The organism is Streptomyces spiramenti (genome assembly GCF_012034385.1).
Taxonomy (GTDB): domain Bacteria; phylum Actinomycetota; class Actinomycetes; order Streptomycetales; family Streptomycetaceae; genus Streptomyces; species Streptomyces spiramenti.
Genome location: NZ_JAAVJB010000299.1, coordinates 1 through 5,127 on the forward strand (window position 1 = coordinate 1; position 5,127 = coordinate 5,127).

General features: G+C 75.9%; 3 protein-coding genes. All 3 read left to right on the forward strand.

From position 1 onward, the window contains the following. Positions 1–71: 71 nt before the first annotated feature. Positions 72–716: a DUF1796 family putative cysteine peptidase gene (locus HCJ92_RS22005; protein ID WP_167935357.1), complete on the forward strand. Its 645-nt coding sequence runs from the start codon at positions 72–74 to the stop codon at positions 714–716. 102 nt (positions 717–818) lie between these two features. Further along, positions 819–1,652 (forward strand): PIG-L family deacetylase, encoded by an 834-nt coding sequence (locus HCJ92_RS22010; protein ID WP_167935358.1) that lies wholly within the window; start codon positions 819–821, stop codon positions 1,650–1,652. A gap of 339 nt (positions 1,653–1,991) precedes the next feature. Continuing rightward, positions 1,992–4,976 (forward strand): bifunctional [glutamine synthetase] adenylyltransferase/[glutamine synthetase]-adenylyl-L-tyrosine phosphorylase, encoded by a 2,985-nt coding sequence (locus HCJ92_RS22015; RefSeq protein ID WP_167935359.1) that lies wholly within the window; start codon positions 1,992–1,994, stop codon positions 4,974–4,976. The last annotated feature ends 151 nt before the right edge of the window (positions 4,977–5,127 follow it).

Sequence of the window (5,127 nt, forward strand, 5' to 3'; positions counted from 1 at the left end):
GCCCCCGCCCTGCCGCCGACGACCGGACCCCCACCGCCGCGCCCACCTCGCGGCTCTCCGGAGAGGCCACCATGCCCACCCCATCCGCACCGCCCCGCCCCTTCGACGTCTGCGTGGGACTCGGCTACCACTGCGAGGTCACCCATCAGCTCCGTCGCATCACCGGCGACGAGCGCGCCGCCTTCTTCGACTGGCTCGACCTCGAACTCGCCTCCGTCGTGGAGACCATCGACAGCGACTTCCGCGAGGTGCTGCGTCCCGGCGCCGTCGAACCGTTCAGCGACGGCCACTGCGCGCTGGACCGGGGCTCCGACATCCGCTTCTTCCACGACTTCGCGCCATCGGCGTCCGGCCGCCTCTCCGCGGCCGACATCGAGAAACAACTACCGCAAATCCGGGTCAAGTTCGAGCACCTCGCCGAACGGTTCCGCGCACGGGCCGCCTCACCCGACCGCGTGCTCTACGTCCACCACGACGCCTTCGACGAGAGCGAGGCCCGCGACCTGCGGCGGTTGCGCGCCACCATCGCCGCCGCCCACCCGCACCACCGGTTCGCCCTCCTCTGGGTGCGCCGCACCCCGCCCCGGGACGCCGGCACCCTCCCGCCGGGCGTCGGCTGGGACACCACGCCCCTCGTTCCCGGCCGGTGGCAGGGAGACGACGCCGCGTGGGACGGGGTCTTCCGCCGACTCGACCCCGCCCACCTCTGGCCCTGACCCGCAGGCCCCGTCGCCCGCGTGACCAGGCCCTCCGCCCCATGCCACCGCGCCCCGGCCCGCCCCGCCCTGCCCCGCGCACCCCACAGCCCGAGGAGCACAGTGCACCAGTCGCCCGAGCCCGCCGCTTCCACCGCCTCCACGGCGTCCACCGAGACGACCGAGCCGACCGAGCCGACCGCTTCCACCGAGTCCGCCGGGTCGGCCCCCGGGACACTCGTCGTCTCCCCGCACTTCGACGACGCGGCGCTGTCGCTGGCCGGTCTGCTGGTCCGGCTTCCGGCGCCGGTGACCGTGCTCACCGTCCATGCCGGACCGCCGCCGCCCGGGGCGACCGTCTCCTGGTGGGACGCCTCCTGCGGGTTCACCTCCGCCGCCGAGGCGCACCGGGTGCGGGACGCCGAGGACGTCTGGGCCTGCTCCCTCCTCGGTGTGGCACGCCGCACCCTCGGTCACGCCGACGGCCCGTACGGCGGCGACCCGGGGTTGCCCGAACTCACCGAGGCGCTCGGCACGGTGGCCCCGGGCACCGCCGTCCTGCTGCCGCTCGGCACGAACCAGCCCGACCACCGCACCGTCCGCGAGGTGACGCTCCGCGCGCTGGCGGACCGGGCCGACCTCACGCCGTTCGTCTACGCCGACCTCCCCTACACCGGCCACCTCCCCGGGTGGGGCGGCGAGCGGACCGACGACGCCCTGGCCGCCAGCGAGACCTGGGGCACAGCCTTCCGCGAACTGCGCGGCCGTTACCGCACCACGGTGGCCCACGCGGCGCGGCTCGACCCGGACGCGTGGGCGCGCAAACGGGCGGCCGTCCTCGGCCACGGCTCCCAACTCGCCCCCCTCGCCCTGGACCACGGCGCGTTCCTCGCCGCCGACGGTCCGCTGACCGCCGAACGGATCTGGTCCCTCGCCCCGGGTCCCCATCCCCGGTGAGCCCCCCCGGGGCCGCCCCGCCACGCTCGCGAGCCGTCCCGACACGGTGATCCACCTGCCCTGATGCCCGCCCCGCCGTGACCCGTGCGCCGCGACGCCGCCGCCCGACCCGGCCGCTCGCCCACGCGGGCGTGACCCGGCGGTCCGGCACGCCCCGGGCCGGACCCGGCCCCGTCGTGCGGCGTCGCGCGTCCGGAGTCGCTACGCTCGACGGCGCACCACCGTCGGCACGGTGGACGGCACCACCGGGCCCCGCGCCGGGTCGGCGCGGACCGCACCGCGGGACGCCGCCACCCGCCGGGCGGTGGAACGGCGGATCGGTGAGCGGGAGGACACGGCGTGGCGGTCGGCGGACGGCGGGAGAGCCTCTTCGGACAACTGGCCCGGCGAGGGTTCAGCGCCCCCGCCGCGGCGGAGGAACTCCTCCACTCCGGGGCACTCGGCCCCGGCGGGCCCGACAACACCCTCCTCGACGGGCTCGGGGCCACCGCCGACCCCGACCTCGCGCTGCACTCCCTGGTCCGCATCGCCGAGAACCAGCCCGAACAGGCCGACCGCACCCTGCTGCTGAAGACCCTCACCTCCAGCAAGCCCCTCCGCGACCGGCTGCTCTCCGTACTGGGCGCCTCCGAGGCCATGGGCGACCACCTCGCCGCCCACCCCGACGAGTGGCGCGTCCTCGTCTCGTTCGACACCGCGGACCTCCACCCGGGACTGGCCGACTTCGAGACCGCTCTCGCCGGCGCGGACGACCCGGACCGACTGCGGCTGGCGTACCGACGCGCCCTGCTGATGATCGCCGCCCGCGACCTCAGCGGCACCAGCGGCTTCGTCGAGACCGCCGCCGAACTCGCCGACCTCGCCACGGCCACGCTGCGGGCCGCGCTGCGCATCGCCGCGTCCGAGGCGCCCGAGGACGCCGAACGCTGCCGGCTCGCCGTCGTCGGCATGGGCAAGTGCGGCGGCGGAGAGCTGAACTACGTCTCCGACGTGGACGTCATCTTCGTGGCCGAGGCGCCCGAGGGCGCCGGTCAGGACGCCGAGGGCCCCGCCCTCCAGGCCGCGACCCGCCTCGCGGGCCGCCTCATGCGGATCTGCTCCGACAGCACCGCCGAGGGCACCATCTGGCCGGTGGACGCGAACCTGCGGCCCGAGGGACGCAACGGCCCCCTCGTCCGCACCCTCGCCAGCCACCTCGCCTACTACCGCCGGTGGGCCAAGACCTGGGAGTTCCAGGCGTTGCTCAAGGCCCGCCCGGTCGCCGGTGACCGGGCACTGGGCGAGGAGTACCACGCGGCCGTCTCCCCCCTGGTCTGGGAGGCCGCCGCCCGGGAGAACTTCGTCGTCGACGTGCAGCAGATGCGACGGCGGGTCGAGGAGTCCATCCCCGCCGCCCACGCCGGGCGGGAACTCAAGCTCGGTCCGGGCGGGTTGCGCGACGTCGAGTTCGCCGTCCAACTGCTCCAGCTGGTGCACGGACGAGGCGACGCCGAACTGCGCAGCCCCACCACGCTCTCCGCCCTCTCCGCTCTCGCCGGCCGTGGCTACGTCGGCCGGGTCGACGCGGCCCAACTCGACGCCTCCTACCAGTTCCTGCGCACCGTGGAGCACCGCATCCAGCTCCACCGGCTGCGGCGCACCCACCTGATGCCCGACACCGAGGAGGAACTGCGCGGCATCGGGCGGTCCCTCGGCTTCCTCAAGGACCCGGTCGCCGAGCTCAACCGCGCCTGGCGCCGACACGCCGCCGTGGTCCGCCGGCTCCACGAGAAGCTCTTCTACCGCCCGTTGCTGGAGTCCGTCGCCCAACTCGACGCGGGCGAGGCCCGGTTGTCACTCGGCGCGGCGGAGGAGCGGCTGGTCGCTCTCGGCTACGAGGACCCCACCGCCGCCCTCCGTCACCTCAAGGCGCTGGCGTCGGGCGTCTCCCGCAAGGCGTCCATCCAACGGACGCTGCTGCCGGTCCTCCTCGACCGGTTCGCCGACTCCGCCGACCCCGACGCGGGGCTCCTCGGCTTCCGAAAGGTCTCCGACGCCCTGGGCAACACCCCCTGGTACCTGCGGCTGCTGCGCGACGAGGGCGCCGCCGCCGAGAACCTGGCCCGGGTGGTCGCCTCCGGCCGGTTCGCCACCGACCTGCTGCTGCGGGCGCCCGAAGCCGTCGCCCTCCTCGGCGGCGAGGAGGGCCTGCGGCCCCGCGGCAGGGAGGCCCTCGAACAGGAGATCCTCGCGGCGGTCGGCCGGCACCCCGTCGCCGAGGAGGCCGTCGCGGCCGTCCGCGGGGTGCGGCGCCGGGAACTCTTCCGCACCGCCGCGGCGGACGTCATCGACGCCTACGCGGCCCCCGGGCTGCGGCCCGAGGCGATCGACCGGGTCGGCGCCGCGGTGACCGACCTCAACGCCGCCGCGCTGGCGGGCGCGCTGCGCACCGCCGCCCGCACCCACAGCGGTGACGAACTGCCCACCCGGTTCGTCATCATCGGCATGGGCCGCTTCGGCGGGCAGGAACTCAACTACGCCTCGGACGCGGACGTCCTGTTCGTCCACGAGCCCCGCGAGGGCGTCAGCGACGAGGAGGCGTCCCGCGCCGCGCACGCGGTGGCCAACGAACTCCGGAGGCTGCTCCAGATCCCGGCGCCCGATCCGCCGCTGCTGATCGACGCCGACCTGCGTCCTGAGGGGAAGAGCGGTCCACTGGTCCGCAGTCTCACCGGGTACGCGGCGTACTACCGGCGCTGGAGCCGGGTGTGGGAGAGCCAGGCGCTGCTGCGGGCCCAGCCGATGGCGGGGGACACCGGGCTCGGTGAGCGGTTCCTGGCGCTGGTCGACCCCGTCCGCTACCCGGACGGCGGGCCGGGTGAGGACGCCGAACGCGAGATCCGGCGGCTCAAGGCCCGGATGGAGGCGGAGCGGCTGCCGCGCGGTGCCGACCCCACGCTCCACGCCAAGCTGGGGCGGGGCGGTCTCTCCGACGTGGAGTGGACCGTGCAGCTGCTCCAGCTCCGGCACGCCCACGACCACCCCGAGTTGCGGACCACCCGGACGCGTCCCGCCCTCGCCGCGGCCCACGCGGTGGGACTGCTCGACGAGGACGACCTCCAGACGCTCGACGAGGCGTGGCTGCTGGCGTCGCGGGTGCGCAACGCGGCGCTGCTGGTGCGCGGCAGGCCGGGGGACACCTTCCCCAACGCCACCCGGGAGCTGTCGGGCGTCGCCCGTTACCTCGGCTACGACCCGGGGCACGCGGGAGAGATGCTGGAGGACTACCGGCGCACCACCCGGCGGGCGCGTGCGGTCGTGGACCGGATCTTCTACGAGAGCTGACGGCGGCGGCCCCGCCGGGCTCCGCGCTCGACGGACGCCGGCGGGCTTCCCCGGCAGCAGCGGCCCTCGGAGGTCCCCGCCGGGTCCCGCCCGACCCGGGGCTGACCCCTGGGCGTCGACGGACGCCGGGCCCGCCGGGCGCCGCTGAGCC

Excerpts from the sequence above, each read along its gene's own strand:
- HCJ92_RS22005 (WP_167935357.1), top strand. The coding sequence starts at position 72 with ATGCCCACCCCATCCGCACCGCCCCGCCCCTTCGACGTCTGCGTGGGA.